Origin of the sequence: Streptomyces glaucescens, assembly GCF_000761215.1 — a bacterium.
Lineage (GTDB): Bacteria > Actinomycetota > Actinomycetes > Streptomycetales > Streptomycetaceae > Streptomyces > Streptomyces glaucescens_B.
On record NZ_CP009438.1, the window covers coordinates 3360805 to 3378381 of the forward strand.

14 protein-coding genes and 1 tRNA gene are annotated in these 17577 nt (G+C 73.1%); 2 read left to right on the top strand and 13 right to left on the bottom strand.

Annotation, left to right across the window (positions count from 1 at the left end; all coding sequences use genetic code 11):
• Window positions 1–72: 72 nt before the first annotated feature.
• Both SGLAU_RS14460 and SGLAU_RS14465 read right to left on the bottom strand, forming a co-directional pair.
• Window positions 73–1656 (bottom strand): MFS transporter, encoded by a 1584-nt coding sequence (locus tag SGLAU_RS14460; protein WP_043501709.1) that lies wholly within the window; start codon window positions 1654–1656, stop codon window positions 73–75.
• 126 nt (window positions 1657–1782) lie between these two features.
• A complete protein-coding gene (locus SGLAU_RS14465) occupies window positions 1783–2427 on the bottom strand; it encodes a TetR/AcrR family transcriptional regulator (RefSeq protein WP_052413751.1) in 645 nt (214 codons plus the stop codon).
• Between the two features lie 643 nt (window positions 2428–3070).
• Between SGLAU_RS14465 and SGLAU_RS14470 the strand changes: the two genes are divergently transcribed.
• The gene (locus tag SGLAU_RS14470; protein ID WP_043501710.1) at window positions 3071–4297 is read left to right on the top strand and encodes a M6 family metalloprotease domain-containing protein; all 1227 of its coding nucleotides are present in this window, start codon (window positions 3071–3073) and stop codon (window positions 4295–4297) included.
• Window positions 4298–4377: 80 nt separating this feature from the next.
• Window positions 4378–4450, top strand: a tRNA-Arg gene (locus SGLAU_RS14475).
• Between the two features lie 477 nt (window positions 4451–4927).
• Here SGLAU_RS14475 and SGLAU_RS14480 read toward each other — a convergent pair.
• The 11 genes from SGLAU_RS14480 to SGLAU_RS14530 form a co-directional block, all read right to left on the bottom strand.
• Window positions 4928–6100 (bottom strand): zinc-dependent alcohol dehydrogenase, encoded by a 1173-nt coding sequence (locus SGLAU_RS14480; protein ID WP_043501711.1) that lies wholly within the window; start codon window positions 6098–6100, stop codon window positions 4928–4930.
• Entirely contained in the window at window positions 6097–7035 is a 939-nt protein-coding gene (locus tag SGLAU_RS14485; RefSeq protein WP_043501713.1) for an SRPBCC family protein, read from the bottom strand. The genes SGLAU_RS14480 and SGLAU_RS14485 overlap by 4 nt, the downstream gene beginning before the upstream one ends.
• A 426-nt stretch (window positions 7036–7461) precedes the next feature.
• A complete protein-coding gene (locus SGLAU_RS14490; RefSeq protein WP_052413752.1) occupies window positions 7462–8637 on the bottom strand; it encodes a glutathione-independent formaldehyde dehydrogenase in 1176 nt (391 codons plus the stop codon).
• Between the two features lie 298 nt (window positions 8638–8935).
• Window positions 8936–10102, bottom strand: a complete 1167-nt coding sequence (locus tag SGLAU_RS14495; protein ID WP_052413753.1) for a hypothetical protein — start codon at window positions 10100–10102, stop codon at window positions 8936–8938.
• Window positions 10103–10275: 173 nt separating this feature from the next.
• Window positions 10276–10968, bottom strand: a complete 693-nt coding sequence (locus SGLAU_RS36215) for a zinc ribbon domain-containing protein (RefSeq protein ID WP_244315211.1) — start codon at window positions 10966–10968, stop codon at window positions 10276–10278.
• A gap of 739 nt (window positions 10969–11707) precedes the next feature.
• The gene (locus SGLAU_RS14505) at window positions 11708–12271 is read right to left on the bottom strand and encodes a phage tail protein (RefSeq protein ID WP_043501721.1); all 564 of its coding nucleotides are present in this window, start codon (window positions 12269–12271) and stop codon (window positions 11708–11710) included.
• On the bottom strand, window positions 12268–14232 hold the full coding sequence (locus SGLAU_RS14510; protein WP_043501723.1) for a putative baseplate assembly protein: 1965 nt from the start codon (window positions 14230–14232) through the stop codon (window positions 12268–12270). The genes SGLAU_RS14505 and SGLAU_RS14510 overlap by 4 nt, the downstream gene beginning before the upstream one ends.
• The gene (locus SGLAU_RS14515; RefSeq protein ID WP_043501724.1) at window positions 14232–14654 is read right to left on the bottom strand and encodes a GPW/gp25 family protein; all 423 of its coding nucleotides are present in this window, start codon (window positions 14652–14654) and stop codon (window positions 14232–14234) included. The genes SGLAU_RS14510 and SGLAU_RS14515 overlap by 1 nt, the downstream gene beginning before the upstream one ends.
• Window positions 14654–14962, bottom strand: a complete 309-nt coding sequence (locus SGLAU_RS14520; RefSeq protein ID WP_043501726.1) for a PAAR domain-containing protein — start codon at window positions 14960–14962, stop codon at window positions 14654–14656. The genes SGLAU_RS14515 and SGLAU_RS14520 overlap by 1 nt, the downstream gene beginning before the upstream one ends.
• A 30-nt stretch (window positions 14963–14992) precedes the next feature.
• Window positions 14993–16816, bottom strand: coding sequence for a VgrG-related protein (locus SGLAU_RS14525; protein WP_043501728.1), 1824 nt, complete (start codon window positions 16814–16816; stop codon window positions 14993–14995).
• Window positions 16813–17535 carry a LysM peptidoglycan-binding domain-containing protein gene (locus tag SGLAU_RS14530; protein WP_043501730.1) on the bottom strand — a complete coding sequence of 241 codons (723 nt, stop codon included), beginning with the start codon at window positions 17533–17535 and terminating at the stop codon, window positions 16813–16815. Before SGLAU_RS14530 ends, SGLAU_RS14525 begins: the two co-directional genes overlap by 4 nt.
• Window positions 17536–17577 lie beyond the last annotated feature (42 nt).

Here is a 17577-nt window from a genome sequence, read left to right on the forward strand (position 1 = left end):
GGTCACCCGAGCCGATGCCGGTCCGGTGCGGAGTCCCCTGCTCCGCACCGGACCGGCATCGGGTTCCGCAGGTCAGTGCGCGATCACCGGCACCGGCAGCTCGTCGTCGGCCGTGGCGTCCGCGCCGGAACCCGCACCCGGGCCGGTGACCGTGGCGCCGCCCGGACGGCCGGCGTTGACCAGGGTCAGGGCGATCGCCGCGGCCACGACCAGGATGCCGACCGCGAACCAGATGGCGCTGGTGTAGCCCTCCACCATGGCCTCCAGCTGCACCAGCTGCTGCTGGGAGCGGGAGGTCGCCGAGCCGATGTGGTCGGTGATGTACGACGTGGTCGCCGAGGCGGCGATCGTGTTCAGCAGGGCCGTACCGATCGCGCCGCCGACCTGCTGCGAGGTGTTCACCATCGCGGAGGCCACACCGGCGTCCCGCGCCTGCACGCCCTGCGTGGACAGGGACATCGCCGGCATGAACGCCGTACCCATGCCGAGGCCGAGCAGCAGCATCGCCGGCATCAGCAGCGCGGCGTACGAGGAGTCGATCTCCATCTGCGTCAGCAGCAGCATGCCGAGGGCGGCGACCAGGAAGCCCGGGCCCATCAGCAGCCGGGGCGCGACCCGGGTCATCAGACGGGTGCCGATCTGGGTGGAGCCCGTGATCATGCCCGCGATCATCGGCAGGAAGGCGAAGCCCGTCTTGACCGGTGAGTACCCCTTCACGACCTGCAGGTAGTAGGTCAGGAAGAGGAACAGGCCGAACATCGCGATGACCGCGAGGCCGAGCGAGAGGTAGACACCGCCGCGGTTGCGCTCGGTGATCACGCGCAGCGGCAGCAGCGGCGCCTTCACCTTGGCTTCGACCAGCACGAACGCGAGCAGCAGCACGGCCGAGGCGACGAACATCGCGACGGTGACCGTGTCGCTCCAGCCGTCGGACTCGGCCCGGGTGAAGCCGTAGACCAGCGCGACCAGGCCGAGGGTGGACAGGACCACGCCCGGGATGTCGAGCGGGGAGCGGTTGCGGCCGCCCTCCGGCTCACGGATGACCAGCCACGCACCGGCCGCGGCGGCCACGGCGAACGGGATGTTGACGAAGAAGGTCCAGCGCCAGTCCAGGTACTCGGTGAGGAAACCGCCGAGGATGAGACCCACGGCGCCACCGCCACCGGCGATCGCACCGTAGATGCCGAACGCCTTGGCGCGCTCCTTGGCGTCGGTGAACATCACCGCGAGCAGCGAGAGCGCGGCCGGCGCGAGCAGCGCGCCGAACACGCCCTGCAGGGCGCGGGCACCGAACATCATCGCCTCGTTGGTGGCCGCCCCGCCGAGCGCGGACGCCGCGGCGAAACCGGCCAGGCCGACGAGGAAGGCGTTCTTACGGCCCCACAGGTCGGCGATCCGGCCGCCGAACAGCAGCAGTCCGCCGAACGCGAGGGCGTACGCCGTGACCACCCACTGGCGGTTGCCGTCCGAGATGCCCAGGTCCTGCTGGGCGGAGGGCAGGGCGATGTTCACGATCGTCGCGTCGAGCACGACCATCAGCTGGGCGAGCGCGATGAAGACGAGCGCTTTCCAGCGCCCTGGGTCGGGGGCGGGTATGCCGGAGTGACCGGAGGCGGAGCCGGGGCCGGAGGAGGCCTTGGCGGCTGCTTGAGACATGGAGGTACCCACTTCGGAAGTTCGTGACGGAAAAAAGCGAGCTAAGGGACGAAAAAAGGGACCGGTGAGGGACGGCGCGTCACCGTCGACGGCCGCAGGGCGCTGAGATCGGATCGCTCGGGCGGGTCAGGGGCGGCGGAGATCCTCCATGGTCACGGCCGCGCCCGGCAGTACGGAGCGGGCCGGAGCCCGCAGCCCGTCCAGGAACAGCTGGAGATGACGGTGGACGAAGCGGTCGGCACTCGGGCAGGCCGTACCGGCCGGGGGCCGGCTGAGCTGGGCGACGGCGACCATCAGATCGCCGACACCGACGTCGGGACGGAGCTGACCGGCCGTCTTGGCCCGGTCCATGACCTCACCCACCAGTTCCTCGAAGCGCTGTCGCGCGGCCTCCAGGTCCGGGTGGTTCTGGTCGAAGGTGCTGCTGACCATGGGGCACAGCGCGCTGATCCGCTCGTCGGCGGCGGCGTGCGCGATGCGCTCCAGGGCGGCGAAGGCGTCACCGGTCTCCGCGAGGGCCTGCTCGGCCGCGTGCACCGTCCGGTCGATGACGGAGCAGACGACCTCGCGGACCAGCGAGTCCCGGTCCGGGAAGTTGCGGTACACCGTGGCGTTGCCGACACCGGCGCGGCGGGCGATCTCGTCGAGCGGCACATCGGGGCCGAACTCGACGAACATCTCCCGGGCGGCGGTGACGATCCGCTCCCGGTTCCGCAGGGCGTCGGCGCGCGGCCGGGTCGCCTTGCGGCGCGCGGGGGTTGCGGTCTGCACGGCGTACTCCTGGGTCGAAGGGCTGCTGGGTGCCCTGGCGATCCGGGGAAGGACTCCCCGTTTCACGCGGACGCTGGGTTAAACGGGGATTCGATCCCCGCTTATTTCCCGACGGCGCGGAAAGTTCGCGTGACCTGAGTCACATCCCTACCGCCGGGAAACCCACGATCGGTCTCGTCCAACGCGCGCCCGGCCCCCTCGCGTCACAGGGTGATCGCAGGGGTGCAGCCGGGAACGGCGGCTGCCTGGAGCGAAAGGTCCATGCATGCAGCCGCAGCCGTCCAGCCGACACATATGCCGGACACGACGCGCGCGGCACGGACAGGAACCGCCGCATGGGGAACGGCACGGGGCGGAACCGACGGCGACGGCTGCTGCGGCGACCGCGGGGGCGGCAACGGCCGGGGCGCAGCGGCCCGGACAGCACCGCGGGGAAGCGGAGGCAGCGGAGGCAGCGGAGGCAGCGGGGGGAGCGACCGGGGCGGCGGGGGCCGCCGGGACGGCGGGGGCCCCCGGGGCCGCTGGGGTCATCGGGGTGGTTGGCGAGGCCAGGGCGGCGGGGACGACCGGAACGGCGGAAGCAGCCGGTGGCCGCGAGCCCTCGACCGGACGGCGGACGCGGCGCTGGGCCGCCCTCGCCGCGGTGGCCGCACTGACGGCGACGGTCAGCACCTCCGCCGGCACCGCCCACATCCCGCACGACCCGGCCACGGCCGGCGCCCGCCCCCTCAGCGCGTCGCACACCTCCGCCCTCGCCCCCTGCATGATCAACAGCCATCCGGACGTCCAGATGACGGAGGGCATCCCCACGCCCGGCGGCTACGCGCCCTCCACGGGCACGGTCCGTGCCCTCACCCTGATGATCGACTTCCCGGACGCACCGGGCGCCGGGAAGGCGCTCGACCGCTTCCGCGAGTTCTTCCCGCAGACCCAGGAATGGTTCCGCACCAGCTCCTACGGCCGCCTGGACTACCGCCCGGACGCCCCCGTCCGCCGCTGGCTGCGCATGCCCCAGCCCTTCGAGGCGTACGGCATAGAGCGCGGCGCGCCCTTCGACCCCGGCTACCGCAAGCTGGTCCAGGACATCGTGGCAGTGGCCGACCCGAAGGTCGACTTCTCGTCGTACGACCTGCTGAACGTGCTGGTCACCCCGAACGCCGGCCCGTCCGCCCTGGACACCGTCCTGTCGGTGACGTTCGCCGGCAACGCCGAGGCCCCCACGGCCGACGGCGTGCCCGTCGCCAACGCGTCCTTCGTCTACTCCCGCCAGGACGACGGCTCCGGCACCTACGACCGCACCGGCTACCGCGTCCTGCCCCACGAGAACGGGCACGTCTTCGGCCTGCCCGACCTCTACACCCAGGACGGCGGCGGCGCCGTCGGCCACTGGGACATCATGAGCGAGGACTGGGGCGCCAACAACGACCTGCTCGGCTGGCACAAGTGGAAGCTGGGCTGGCTGGACGCGGCCCAGGTGTCCTGCGCGTCCGCACGCGGCACCAGCGAGCACACCCTCACCCCGCTGGCCCACCCCGGCGGCCCCAAACTCCTCTTCGTCCCCTTCGACCGCCGCGCCGGCTACGCCGTCGAACTGCGCACCCGCGGGGGCAACGACGAGGTGGTGTGCCGCCCCGGTGTCCTCATCTACAAGGTCGACTCCACCGTCGACACCGGCCAGGGCCCGGTCAAGGTCTACGACTCCCGCCGGGACAGCGGCGGCTGCACCCGCAGCCCCAACGTCCACGCGGAACTCTCCGACGCCCCCTTCTCCCCCGGCGAGACCTTCAAGGACCCCGAGCGGGGCATCCGCATCTCGGTGACCTCGGCCGACCGCAACGGCGACCACACCGTCCGCGTCACCCGCGACTGACCACCCGGGACCCTCCCCCGACCGCCCGGACCGCCCGCTACACTGACGGCGGTGACACGGGCACTGCCCACCCTCACCACGCCTTCGTAGCTCAGGGGATAGAGCACCGCTCTCCTAAAGCGGGTGTCGCAGGTTCGAATCCTGCCGGGGGCACAGCGTTGAGCAGGGCGGAGGCCCCGGAGCTCCCAGGTCAGGGAGGGTCCGGGGCCTGCCTCGTGGCGCTGGCGCCCAGTCTGCCTACGGTCTCAGTACACCCTGACTACGCCCCTCTTGGCGGGACGCGTCTCCTAGATATCGCCTAACGCATCATGGAGTTACCGCAGGCAGGGCCACATGCGAGCAGCCCCCGCGCTCCCATCGGGAGGCGGGGGTCGCCTGTGCCGGGGCGTCCCGGACGGGGGCGCTTTGTCAACACCAGTTCTTCTGAAGCGAGTAGCCACCCGCTTCCCCGGCTGGCGGCGCCGCAGCTCAGGCCTGGGACCACCCAGTCTCTCTCCTTGAAAGCGGGTGGCGCACGTTCGAAGCCTGCCGGGAGCACGGGCAGAAGGCCCGGCTCGGGAGGGGTTTTCTCCCGGGCCGGGCCCTCGGCGTGTGTGGGGTCGGGTGCCCGCCGTGTCGGGGGTGCTGCTCTTACGGTGTGAGGACGACCTTTTCGCAGCGGTCCTTCTTGTTCTTGAACAGGTCGTAGCCGGTCGGTGCCTCGGTCAGGGGGAGCCGGTGGGTGATGACCCTGGTGGGGTCGATCCTGCCCTGTTCGATCAGATCCAGCAGCGGCTTCATGTACCTGTGCACGTGGCATTGCCCGGCTCGCAGGGTCAGGGACCTGTTCATCCACGCACCCGCCGGGAACTTGTCGATCAGCCCGCCGTAGACGCCGATGACCGACACCACGCCGCCGCTCCGGCAGGACAGGATGGCCTGGCGCAGGGCGTGCGGCCGGTCGGTCTCGGAGCGGACCGCCTGCTTGGCGCGGTCGTAGAGGTGGACGTGGGAGGCGCCGTGTGTGGCCTCCAGGCCGACCGCGTCGATGCACTTGTCGGGGCCCCGGCCGCCGGTGAGTTCGAGCAGTGCCGACCGTACGTCGGTGTCCTCGAAGTTGATGGTGGTGTAGCCCTGGGCGGCGGCCATGTCGAGCCGGTAGGTCTCCTTGTCGATCGCGATGACCTTCTCCGCGCCCAGCACCCGGGCGCTGTCCATGGCGAACTGGCCGACCGGACCGGCGCCCCAGACGGCGACGACGTCACCTTTCTGGATGTCGCACATCTCGGCGCCCATGTACCCGGTCGGCAGGATGTCGGACAGGAACAGCACCTGCTCGTCGGTGAGCTCCGGCCCGATCTTCAGGACGTTGGCGTCGGCGAGCACCACGCGGGCGTACTCGGCCTGGCCGCCGGCGAAGCCGCCGGTGAGGTGGGAGTAACCGTAGATGCCGGCGGTGGGGTGGCCGAAGAGCTTCTCCGAGATGCCGGCGTTGGGGTTGGTGTTCTCGCAGCACGAGTACAGCTTCGCGTGGCAGGACGCGCAGGCGCCGCACGCGATGGGGAAGGGTACGACGACCCGGTCGCCGACGCGGAGTTTGTCGCTGACGCCGGGGCCGACCTCGACGATCTCTCCCATGAACTCGTGGCCCATGATGTCGCCCTTTTCCATGCTGGGGACGTAGCCGTCGAGCAGGTGGAGATCGGAGCCGCAGATCGCCGTCGAGGTGACCTCCACGATGGCGTCGCGGCTGTTCAGGATCGAGGGGTCCGGGACGTCCTGCACCTCGACCGTGTTCCGTCCTGTCCAGCAGGTCGCCTTCATGCCAGGGCCTCCTTCAGTTCGTCCTCGGTCAGCGGCCGGGCCGGGTGCTGCGGGAACTCGCCGCGGGCCCGCTTGCCGCCGGGCGCGCCCTCGGAGCGGACGACCTCGCCGATCTCCACGATCTGCTTGAAGCGGCGCAGGTCGTCGTCCAGCTGCTGGTGCGGTTCCTCGCCGAAGTAGCGCGCCGCTGCCTTGCCCAGCGCCCCGCCGGGCAGGTCGTAGCGCAAGGTCACCCGGATCTCCGTGCCCCGGCCGCCGGGGGCGGGCTCGAAGCGGACCTCGCCGGAGTTGTCGATGTCGGCGCCGTCCACCGACCGCCAGGCGAGCAGCCGGCCGGGGTCGTCCTGCGTGGTCTCGGCGTCCCATTCGACCGTCGTGCCGAACGGCGCGCTGGCCCGCCAGTGACTGGTGCCCGGGCCGGTGACGCGCACCTCGTCCAGGTGCGCCATGAAGTCCGGCAGTCGCTTCAGGTCCTTCCAGAGGGCGTAGACCTCGTCCGGGGGCCGGGTGACGGTGGTGGCCGCGGTCAGTTCCATGGGGGTGCTCCTACGGGTGCGGGTCACGGCCGCGTAGACGTCCGTGGCCGTGATGGCGGTGACCGCGGCGGTCGCGGCTACGGTGCGGCCCCGGCCGCGGCCGTCGTGGTTCCTCAGGGCCCGGATCAGCATCGTCAGATCCATGAGGTCGCCGCCGACGCGGCCCCAGAGCCAGGCCGGATGCGGCCGCCCCAGCAGCCCGGTCGCCGCTGCCAGCTCGCGCAGCCCGACCAGGGTCGTGGCCGAGCGGTGCCGGGAGGTGCCGTCCACGCCCACGGCCCGGGCGAAGCCCGCCGGGGCGGCGGCCTGGGGCACGCCCAGGAGCGCGCTGGCCCAGCCGAGGCCGCGTACGAGCGGATCGTGCCGGAGGCGGGAGGTGGAGCGGGTGTCTGTCTTCATGAGTGCTTCCCACATGCGGTGAGGTGAACGGAAGGCGGGCCACGTGAACGAGAAGACGAAGCGCGTACGGCGAACACACCCGGAGTTTCCTCGCGGGCCGTGCTCAACCCTCGGTTCTCGTCACCGGGCCGGCAGCGCCGTCGTCCGGTCACCGGCATCAGCACCGATCTGCAGGGTGTGACTCGAGGAGCGGAATGCGTGTCCGGCCGGTCGAGTACGCGTCCGTGAGGCTGGGCGTCAGGGCCCGCCGTCCGTCCCACCGGGCCGGACGCGGACGGTCAGGAGGGTCACGCTGCTCGGGTACGACGGGGACGCGGGCGACCACGGTCCGGCGGGCCCCCGGCCGGAGCCGGGGCCGGGGTCGGACTCCGTTCGTGGCCGGCCCGGTCCGGGGGAGCGGGCGGACGGCGGCCCCGGGGTCCCTCCCTAGTGTTTGTCGGCGTTGCCGTGTCCGTCGGGATGCAGGACCACCTTGGTCCAGCCCTCGTCACGGGCGTCGAAGTGCTCGTAGGCGGTGGGGGCCTCGTCCAGGCTCAGCTCGTGGGAGACGATGAAGCTCGGCTCCGCCTTCCCGCCGGCGATCAGGTCCCGCAGCGCCCGGTTGTACTTCTTCACCGGCGCCTGCCCGGTCCCCATGTGCTGGCCCTTGAGCCACATCAACCCGAAGTCGATCGGGACCTTGCCCTGGGCCTCCAGCTCCCCCTGGGCCTCCGTGCCGCCGGGGTCCTGGGGGAGGAACACACCCACCACGCCGATGCCGCCGGTGAACCTGACCGAGTCGATCAGTCCGTTGAGCGTGAGGCTGGCGTCCTCGTGTCCCTGGGGGTCGTGTGCCTGGTAGCCGACGCACTCGCATCCGTTGTCGGCACCCAGACCGAGGGTGGCCTCCTTGACGACCTCCGCCGGGTTCTGCTCTGCGGTGTTGATCGGGATGGCCCCGATCTCCTCCGCCTTGCGCAGCCGGTCCGGCTGGTGGTCGGCCGTCCAGACGCGGCCGGCGCCCTTGAGGAGGGCGGAGTAGGTCGCCATCAGCCCGACGGGACCGGCCCCGAAGACGATGGTCTGGTCGCCCGGTTTGACGTGGGCCATCTCGGTGGCGTGATAGCCGGTGGGGAAGATGTCGGCGAGCATCACGTAGTCGGTCTGCCGCTCGGCGGCGTCCTCGCCCAGGCGCAGCGCGTTGAAGTCGCCGTAGGGCACGCGCAGCAGCTCCGCCTGGCCGCCCGGGTAGGGGCCCATGTCGGCGAATCCGTAAGCGGCTCCGGCGAGGGCCGGTTCGGGCTGCATGGTCAGGCAGTAGTTGGTCAGTCCCCGTTCGCACTGCTTGCAGAAGCCGCAGGCGATGTTGAAGGGCAGGACCACGTACTCGCCGACCTGGACCTTGCGGACGGCGGAGCCGACCTCCACGACCTGGCCCATGTTCTCGTGTCCCAGGGTGCGGCCGGACTCGAACGAGGTGCGGCCCTCGTACATGTGCAGGTCCGAACCGCAGATGTTGGTGGCGGTGATCTTGACGATGATGTCGCAGGGGTGCTCGATCTTCGCGTCGGGCACGTCCTTCACCGTGACCGTGCGCGGTCCTTCGTATACCGCTGCTTTCATGATGACTTCTTCCGGTGTCGCGGAAAACGACCGCGGCACAGCGATGATGAGACGGCGCAAAGAGCCTGGGTCCCGGAAGGCGCTACGACGGGATCCGTGGCTCCTGCGCGCCTCTACGGGCCGTTCACCCGGATCAGATGGAACGGTGGTGCTGCCACCGGCCCGCCCGGCGGGACTTCGCGCCCGGCGGCATTGCCGTGCGAGTCCCCATCGGCCTCCGAGACGAAACGGCCGTTCCCGATCGATCAGCGGACTTCTCCGGATCCGGACGGCCACCGACCGAAGTCGCATCTCCGGTTCAGGTCACCGGCCGGTCACCCCGTTCGTCCTCCAGCATGCGGCGACGTTCCTGTTCGCGCTTGGAATAGGCGGCCGCCCGGATGGCCTCGTCGCTCTCCAGGCCGGATCCCAGCGCGCCGCCCACCGTGGCGACCGAAGCCACGAACCAGGACAGCGTCCAGTATTCCGTGGCGTGCAGCGGGGTCCGCGCCATGGAGGCGAAGACTTGGTCGTTGAGGATGAAGAGCGCCCACACCAGGTTGACGGCCAGCAGACCCGCGTAGCAGACGAGCACCCCGATGCCCACGGTCACGACCGTCGAGGCGTTGTAGAGAGCTGCCCGCTTCCTCGCCTCCGGCGCAGCCTCTGCCGTTCGGTGCCACAGGTGCGCGTCCACGATCAGCCAGCCGACCATGAGCGCGACGGACCCGACCGTGGCGATCACGAGGCGCGGCGTACCCAGGGACGCAGCCAGACTCCAGAGGGTGGAGTTCACGGTGGCGACCGCTCCCGTGGCGAGTGCGGCCGCCAGGGCCTTCGAGAGCCCCGGGATCAGCCGCCACGGCCGGTTGGCGCGGACCATGCCGGACAGCACCCTCAGGTAACCGCGCGGCCCGCTGACGACGTACCGGAGATCAGCGGTCTCCTCCTCGCCGATCGGGCCCGGGTGGACAGGCGCGAGACGACCGGCGAAACGTGCCGGTGACTGACGCCGAGGAGGTCCCTCGGCTCCGGTGGCTCGTGCACCCGCCAAGCTGAGAACGGCCTCCTCCACCGCCCGCAGGGCCCTCCTCTCGAAACGCAGGCCCCCCAACGACGGAAGGGACAGCAGCGCCAAGCCGTGCTCATGACTCAGATCCACGGCGAGCTTGCGCCCGTGCGAGTGCAACGGAAGGTCGGTGAGGGCCACGACGATGTCCCAGTGCTCCGCACGCCCACGGTCCACGATCCGGCGCGTCAGCGTGGACAGGTCCTCGGTCCCTGCGCTGAAGGGCTCACTGACCACCTCGACGTCGAACCGCCGCCCCTGGCCCGACGTGTCGGCCAGCCGAGCCGGGAGCGTCCGGGCCATGCGCCGCGCGACCTCCGTCGGCGCGTCCGGATCCGCCAGGAGAGCCACGACTGTGACGTCGCGTGACGACACGCTCACGACCGGACCCTTCTCGTCGGCTGCTCCGGCGACCACCCGTGCCCCCAGGATGCCCCCGGGACAGCGTCGGCGCCCCCTGACAGCCGGCCCCGCCGGGTCCTTCGCACGGCCGTCCCCTCCGACATGCCCGGCAGGGCAGGGCCGCAGGACGGGCCGCTGGGAGGGATCGGTCCACGGGTTGTCCGGGATGCCTCGCGCCGTGTTCCGGCTCAGCCTCGGGCGAAGAACTCCACCTCCGCGAGGGCCAGGTGGCGGCCGCCGGTGAGGCCGGCGGGTGAGCGCAGGGTCAGGCGTATCGTCTTCGCGTCGCTGATGCCGGTGGGGAAGGTCTGGGGGCCCGGCTTGTCGGCGAGGGTGAGTTCCTCGCGGTGTCGTTCGCCGTCCTGCGTCGTCACCTCCAGGTCCAGCCGGAGGGCGCGCGCCTGACGGGGGTAGGACTCCGGGGACGTGGAGGCGCCGTTGGTGACGATCAGGTCGACGAGGCGGAAGGGCTTGCGGAAGGTGTAGGTCACCGAGGCGCCCGGGGCCGGCGCGCCCCAGTAGCGGTTGCTCAGCCCGTCCGTGGTGTTGGTCGCCGGGTGCCGGGGCAGTTCGGCGCTCGCCTCGACGGCGATCGGGGTCACGGGCTTGGCCTTGCTCATCTTGTCCCGGGTGTCCTCGACCAGGGCGCGTCCCGCGGGCAGCAGCAGGAGGCCGCCCGCGCCGAGGGCCGCCAGCACGAGCAGGATGACGAGGAGGCGGGTGGCCCGGCCCGAGCCGGCCCGCACCCGGCGGCGCAGCGGCCACACGGTCCGCCACCACGGCAGCGCGGCGGGCTTGGGGGCGGGGTTCAGGGCGGTCGCGCAGCGTCGGCAGAACCGTCGGTCCGGCGCGTTGGGCGTGCCGCAGGCGGGGCAGGGCACGCCCTCCCCTTCGTCCGGTGCCGCCACCGGCCGTACGACGGGACGCGGGGCCACCGGCCGCGCGGGCTGTACGGGCAGTACGGGGTCCGGTGCCGGCGTGCGGGGGGTTCGGGCCGATGGTGCGGCGGGGGGTGCGGGCGGCGCCGGGCGCGTCGGTGTCACCGGGGGTGTGGGTGACTCCGGGCGCGTCGGTGCCGGCGAGGGCGTGCGGGTCGCCGGGGGTGTTGGTGCCGGGGCAGCCGGGGGTGGGGTCTCCGGTGCTGCGGAGCCCGCGGGCGAGGGCGCCGGTGGGGTGGGGCGGGCCGTACCGGGGTGGCTGGTGCCGCCGTCGGTGGTCCGGGGGTGTGCGGGGGCGTCGGCTCGCGTGGGGCGTCCGGTGCGGGGGGCGTCCGGGTCCGGCCCGGGTGGGGTGCTCCCGGTTCGCGCCGGCGCGGGGTCGGGGCCGGCCGGGCGCGGGGCGGGGGTGGCGCCCGGCTCGCTCGTCCGCCCGCGGTCGCGGCCCGTCAGCCGGGTCCGCAGTGACGCGGGGCGGGGAGGCGCGGTGGGCTCGGACGCGGGCTCGGGCGCGGGCTCGTCCGCCGGGGGAGGTGGCGGGGCCGCGTCCGGTGCGGCCGGGGGTTCCGGCGGCGCGTCCGGGGCGGGCCTGGGGTCCGACCAGCCGAGGTAGGCGCCGCAGTTGCCGCAGAAGTCGTCCGTGGGGCCGTTGGACGCCCCGCACGAGGGGCACGCGCGCATGGCGTCACCTCCCTTCGTCGGCGGGTGGGCCGGGGAGGATCTCCACCCGGCAGACGGTGTGCACCGGGCACATGGCCCGGACGATCTCGCGGACCCGGTCCGGGTCGATGCGTGTGCCGCGGCCCGGCCACACGCGGACCAGGGGGCCGTCGGGCGACGGCGGCGGCAGGCCGGCGCCGGGGGTGCTCGACCACACCGCGCCGCCGTCCCCGGTCACCTCGGCGTGCGCGCCGAGCGCGAGCCGCAGGCACTCGACCAGGCCGTGCCGGGTGCCGCGCCGGCGGTGCAGCTCGACCGCGCGGGCGACCGCCTCGCGGCGCAGTTCCTCCGGCCACTGCGGGTCGTCGGCGGCGCCCACCCAGGATGCCAGCCAGGCCAGGAAGTCGGCCGGGGCCACCCGGGGGTCGAGGTAGGCGGTCAGGTTGTCCAGGGTGGCGAACACCGGGGCGAGGACGGTGTCGAGGCCGGCGGTGAACCGCTGCGCGAAGTCGTCGTCGGCGTACAGGGCGGGCAGTTGCGCGCCGATCGGGTGGCGGCTCGGCAGGCCGGGTACGGCGGCGCGGCTCATGCCCGTACCCCCGCTTCGGCGGGGGTGACGACCACCTGGTGCTGGTAGGAGAAGACCAGCGCGCCCGGGTCGAGGTCGATACGGTCCGTCGGCGTGCCGCGCCGGCCGGTGATCGGGTCGGCGGGGAAGAGGCGGATCTCCTCCACGAGCGCGTTGCCGGTGGCCTGCTGCAGCACCCCGAACAGCTCCCCGTACTGCACCGGCCGCCCGAACGGCCAGCCGGTGCCGTCCGGGCCGCCGTGCAGCGGGTTGAGGTGCCGGAACAGCGCGGCGAGCGCCGCCTCGCGCACCCGGTCGGTGTCGGCCGGCGCCGCCGAGAGCCGGGCCACCACGGTGACGCCCTGGTAGACCGGCGGCTCCACCACCACGCGGGTGCCGATCAGGCGCCGCTCGTCGAGGCTCGCGGTGATCGCTTCGAGGACCTGGTCGGAGGGGATGAGCTGCTCGAAGCGGAGCCGGTCGTCGCCCTCGTCGGCGACCGCGTCCGGCACCACCAGGACCCGTACCGCGCCGCCGCCCTCCGCGGCGGGCAGGCAGCGGGTCCGGCGGACCGAGGGGGCGGCCTGGCGGCTGATGATCTCGTAGTCCTCGGCGGTGACCGCGCGCTCCTGCATCCGCAGCGCCTGCGGTGCCCGCAGCCGGGCGTTCTCGACGGTCTCCCCCGCGACCCCGCCGCGCGCGGCCTCCCGGTTGACGACCCGGGCGACGTACGGGACGGAGGAGCGCAGCACGGAGATCGCGCCGCGGGCGACGTTGCCGGCCGGGCCGCCGCCGGTGCGGTAGCGGGCCACCCGCACGTGGGCGCCCTTGGGCGGGACGGCGCCGCACTGCCGCAGCGTGCCGTCCGGCTCGCGCAGCACCGGGGGGAAGCTGAACTCGCCGGTGGTGGCGTCCACCCGGACGTGCCGGTCGTCGGGGCCGGACCGGCCGAAGTGCTCGACGACGTCCCAGCGTTGCCATCCGTCGGCCGTGGACACCTCCACCACGGGGGGCTCGCCGTCGAGGAGGACGGGCGGGCGGCCGAGCCGGAACGTCTGTCCGGCGACGCCCTCGGAGGTGCCGAGCGGGACGTCGGTCACGGTCTCGGCGTGTTCGACGGACATGGTGCCGCCCACGGTGAACACCGCGGCCTCGCGCACCGTCGGGGACTCGGAGTAGAACGGCTGGCCGGGTTCGGCCGCGGTGACGCGGCAGCGCAGCCAGCCGGCCCGTGTCCCGCCGATCACCGACGCCGTGTGCCCGGCCGGCACGTACACGATGACCTCGCCGGGCCGGTTCAGCCCGCCGGTGGTGTCCGGGCCGGTCTCGCAGATCCGCCAGCCGCCGCCGTCCCACGCCTCCCACACGAGCGGGGGCTGGCGCGGGTCGACGCCGACGCCCTCCACGCGGCTGTCCAGGCGCACCGCGACGATGCAGCCGGGCACCGCGGTCGGCAGGCCGAACAGCAGCGCGTCACCCGGCTCCGGCGTGGCCTGGAAGCAGGGGATGTCGCGGCCTTCGGCGAGCGCGCCGGTCCGGTCGGTCTGCTCGCCGCTGCGGTGCGCGGTCACCAGGCGGGTCAGTTCGCTGGGCAGGATGTGCAGTTCGGCCGTGGTCGTGAACACCACGGCGTCGTCGGTCTCACCGCCGCGCGCGGTGGTCACCTCGGTGCCCGCGGGCAGCGCCACCGTGTCGGGCTGCGGCGCCGACAGCCAGAAGTCGACCTCGGCCACGGCCGCGGCCGGCGGGAAGAGACGGATGCCGAGCAGGTCGAGGAACGCGGTGTAGTTCTTGTCCGGGACCCGGTTCAGCCGGTACAGCAGCTGGTCCACGAGGTACGCGAACGTCTCGATCAGGGTGACGCCCGGGTCGGAGACGTTGTGGTCGGTCCATTCCGGGGCGCGCTGCTGCACGTACCGTTTCGCCTCGTCGACGAGTTGCTGGAACCGCCGGTCGTCCAGGTTCGGGGAGGGCAGGGCCATCAGTCCGCGACCGCATTCTCGGCCCCCTCCTCGGAGGGGATCGTGTAGAAGGGAAAGACCAGGTTGCGCCGGTCGTTGGTGGAGCGCACGGTGTAGTGCACGTCGATGTAGAGGGTGCCGTCCTCGACGGCGTCGAAGGCGACCACCACGTCGTCCACCGCGACGCGCGGCTCCCACCTCTCCAGGGCCTCGCGCACCTGCTGCGCGATGCGTCCGGCGGTGGCGCCGTCGCCGGGGGCGAAGACGTAGTCGTGGATGCCGCAGCCGAACTCGGGGCGCATGGGGCGCTCGCCGGGCGCGGTGCCGAGCACCAGGCGGATCGCCTCCTCGATCTCCCGTCCCCGTTCGACCAGGGCGATCCCGCCGGTCGGCCCGACCCGCATCGGGAACGCCCAGCCGCGCCCGATGAACCGTTCGCTCATCACACGCCCCCGATCAGGACGTTGGGGGCGCCGGTGAGGATCATCGCGCCGCACGCGGTCCGGTCCCGCGCCCGCGCGGCCGGCATCCCGCCGATCAGGACGGTGGCCGCGGCCGGGTTGGGCAGGATGACGTTGGCCGGGCCGGTGGCCGCGTGCGGCGGCATCGGGCAGGTGTGCAGGCTGCCCGTGACGGCGGCGGGGCGGCCGCCGATCAGCACGCGGGCCACGGCCGCGGCGGCGCCGGGCGGCGGGGTGGCGATCACACCGCCGTGGTCGGTGGGGTCACCGGTACGGGCTGCGGCCGGCATGCGGCACTCCTTACGGCAGTGGGGACGGGGTCAGTTGATGCGGATGAGCTTGGCTTTGAGGACGCCCAGCAGGCCACCGTCGACGGTGACGTCCGAGCTGCCGGTGACGCTTACCGAACGGCCGCCGACCTTCACCCCGACCCGGCCCTGGATGTCCACGTTCCGGCCCGACACGCTCACGTCGCCCCGTCCCGCGTCCAGGGTGATGCCCTGCCGGTCGAGCACGACGGAGGTGAGGGGTTGCCGGCCCTTGGCGTACACCGTCAGCTCGATGCGGTCGCGCCGGTCGTCGAGGAACACTTCGAGGCGTTCGTCGCCGGTCGTGAGCCTGACGCCGGACGGGCCCGGTGCCCTGGCGTCCAGCAGCTCCACCCGGTGTCCCGAACGTGACACGACGGAGCGGCGGTTGACCTTGCCGGTGGTCGGGTCGATCAGCGGGACGTCGTGCGGGGACGGCTTGTCGACGCCGTTGTACAGCCCGCCGATGACGTACGGGCTGTCCAGCAGGCCCTGTTCGAAGCCCACCAGCACCTCGTCGTTGACCTCGGGGCTCACCACGCCCCCGCCGCCCCTGCCGCCCCACTGCACGGTGCGCACCCAGTCGGTGGTGTACGTGTCGTCCAGCCAGGGGAACTTCAGTCGCACCGCGCCGCTCTCGGCGCCGCCCGGCTCGCGCACGTCCGTCACGACGCCGATCGCCAGGCCCGGCATGCGCGGCCCGCGGCCCGGTGAGCCCGCGCCGGCCACCAGGCCCGTGAGGGAGCGGTCCGGGCTCGCGCTCACCCACACCGTCGTCCGGTACCCGCCGTGCGGCTCCAGGACGTGCCGCACGGCCGTCGCCGTGTACTTGCCCGAGAAGGCGTGCCCGACGTTGCCCAGCGCCACCGGCTTGCCCGCGCGCAGCCGCGGGTTGCCCTCGGCCACCGCTTCCAGCTCGCCGAATCCCGCGCTGACCTGGGCGGCCGTGGCGTCCGCGACCGCTGTCGTCTCGGCCTGGGTGCGGTACGGGGTGTCCGTGACGGTCAGTTTCGCGGACGTGCCGAACCGGGCGGCGAACGCCGGGCTCAGACCCGGCACCACCGTCTCGCTGTCCACCGACGGCTGCCGGGCCACCAGCGGCCGTTTCGTGGTGACGTCCCAGCCGCGCACCTCCACCTGGGACGCGCCGTCCGCGGCCGACAGCGACGCGCGCAGCGCGAGCAGGTTCCGCCCGTACTCCAGCACCATCGGGTTCCGGGTGGCCGGGGTCGACGGGGCGGGCGCCGCGGACGCCTTCCGCGGCCGGGTGAACTGGAGCAGCCCCTTGTCGTCGACGCGCACCTGCGCGCCGCTCTCGGCCGCGAGGTACTGGAGGAAGTCCCAGTCGGACACGTTGGCCTGCGAGAGCTGCCGGTAGGTGACCGGCGCGGCCTCCACGGTGCCGCAGGCCAGCCCGGCCCCGGCGGCCACCTTGCGGACGATCGCCGCCGCCGTCATGTTCCGGTACGCCACCACCTTCCGCCCCCGCTGGAGGCGGTGCGCCTTGGAGTAGGCGCGCACCACCGTGAACGAGCCCGTGCGGTCCCGGTCCGCCTCCAGGGCCGTCACCTCGCCGTCGAACAGCCGCTCGCGGGCCTGCCCGGACACCGTCACCACGGACACCCTGAGCGGGGTGCCGATGGTGATGCCGGTCGCCCTGAGGAACTCGTGGTCGGGGTCGCGGAAGGTGAGCTGTGCCGCGTCGGGCAGGCCCACGTTCTCGTCGACCACGCAGCTCACGAGCTGGGCGGCCCAGACCGGCGGCAGTTCCGCGGGCGTCTCGATGACGGGGTCCGCCGCGAACGACCGGCCGCCGCGCCCCTCCGGTGTGGTCACCGCTCCTCCTCACCGCCCGCGTCCCGCAGCCCCGGCACCACGAGTTCGGTGCCGGGCACGAGCGCCATCGGGTCGTCGATCCCGTTCGCCTCCGCGATGACCCGCCAGGCCGTCGCGTCGCCGTACTCCCGCCAGGCCAGCAGGGCGAGGCTGTCGCCCGCCACCACGGTGTGCGTGCTGCGGGCGGTGCGCGCGCCGGACGTCGGGTTCTGTCCCGGCGGGTCGACGCTCGCCTCCTCGATCGACAGCGCGCAGGTGGCCCGCAGCGGCTTGCCGTCCACGTCGAAGAGGGTGTACGTCACCGACAGGCTGGAGAGCACCCCGTCGAACGAGGTCGTCCGCGCGGTGCCCCACTCGAACCGCACCCACGGGCTGGCCGGCTTCTTGCGGCCCAGGCTGGCCGGGGTCGGCACGCACGCCTTCATCAGCTTCTCCACCGCCTGCTCCACGGAGTTGTCGTGGGTGGCGGTGGCGTCCAGGAAGACCTCCAGGCTCAGCTCGCGCGGGCCGCTGCCGACGAACTCGGGCAGCGCCGACTGCTCCGCCATCCGGGACGGGGAACGCCGCCACTCGGTGGTCTTGCGCAGCTGCAGGGTGGAGGGGTTGAACTGGAGGTCGAGCCGCGCGATCGTCCCGCCCGGCTTCGCGCCGACCGACGCGGGGGGCTCCTTCAGGGTCAGCTGGGCCCTGGCCCGGCTGGAGCGGACCGCTGGGGACATGCCGGTACCTCCTTTCCTACGGGGCGGGTGCGGGGTGGGGAC

Bases quoted from the DNA above. Each gene is read 5' to 3' on its own strand.
- SGLAU_RS14460 (WP_043501709.1), bottom strand. From the start codon at position 1,656: ATGTCTCAAGCAGCCGCCAAGGCCTCCTCCGGCCCCGGCTCCGCCTCC.
- SGLAU_RS14480 (WP_043501711.1), bottom strand. From the start codon at position 6,100: ATGAAGGCGACCTGCTGGACAGGACGGAACACGGTCGAGGTGCAGGAC.
- SGLAU_RS14485 (WP_043501713.1), bottom strand. From the start codon at position 7,035: ATGAAGACAGACACCCGCTCCACCTCCCGCCTCCGGCACGATCCGCTC.
- SGLAU_RS14490 (WP_052413752.1), bottom strand. From the start codon at position 8,637: ATGAAAGCAGCGGTATACGAAGGACCGCGCACGGTCACGGTGAAGGAC.
- SGLAU_RS14505 (WP_043501721.1), bottom strand. From the start codon at position 12,271: ATGAGCCGCGCCGCCGTACCCGGCCTGCCGAGCCGCCACCCGATCGGC.
- SGLAU_RS14510 (WP_043501723.1), bottom strand. From the start codon at position 14,232: ATGGCCCTGCCCTCCCCGAACCTGGACGACCGGCGGTTCCAGCAACTC.
- SGLAU_RS14515 (WP_043501724.1), bottom strand. From the start codon at position 14,654: ATGAGCGAACGGTTCATCGGGCGCGGCTGGGCGTTCCCGATGCGGGTC.
- SGLAU_RS14520 (WP_043501726.1), bottom strand. From the start codon at position 14,962: ATGCCGGCCGCAGCCCGTACCGGTGACCCCACCGACCACGGCGGTGTG.
- SGLAU_RS14530 (WP_043501730.1), bottom strand. From the start codon at position 17,535: ATGTCCCCAGCGGTCCGCTCCAGCCGGGCCAGGGCCCAGCTGACCCTG.